The 254-nt window shown below is 74.4% G+C and carries 1 protein-coding gene; it reads left to right on the top strand.

Annotated elements, in window-relative coordinates; all coding sequences use genetic code 11:
* Positions 1-254 (top strand): dihydroxy-acid dehydratase (locus KVT14_RS20695; RefSeq protein ID WP_217617324.1); only part of this gene is annotated, 254 nt, incomplete at both ends.

Raw genomic sequence — 254 nt, 5'->3', positions numbered from 1 at the left:
CGTCATCCGGTACGAGGGCCCCAAGGGCGGCCCGGGCATGCGCGAGATGCTCGAGATCACCGGCGCGATCAAGGGCGCCGGGCTCGGCAAGGACGTGCTGCTGCTAACCGACGGCCGGTTCTCCGGCGGCACGACGGGCCTGTGCGTCGGGCACGTCGCGCCCGAGGCGGAGGACGCGGGCCCGTTCGCGTTCGTGCGGGACGGCGACCGGATCCGGCTGGACGTCGCGAACGCGGCGCTCGTCCTGCTGGTCC

It is taken from the genome of Cellulomonas sp. GbtcB1, assembly GCF_019091725.1.
Taxonomy (GTDB): Bacteria; Actinomycetota; Actinomycetes; order Actinomycetales; family Cellulomonadaceae; genus Cellulomonas.
Note: the sequence above shows the minus strand (reverse complement) of the source record. Positions and strands in the feature narration are given on the sequence as shown.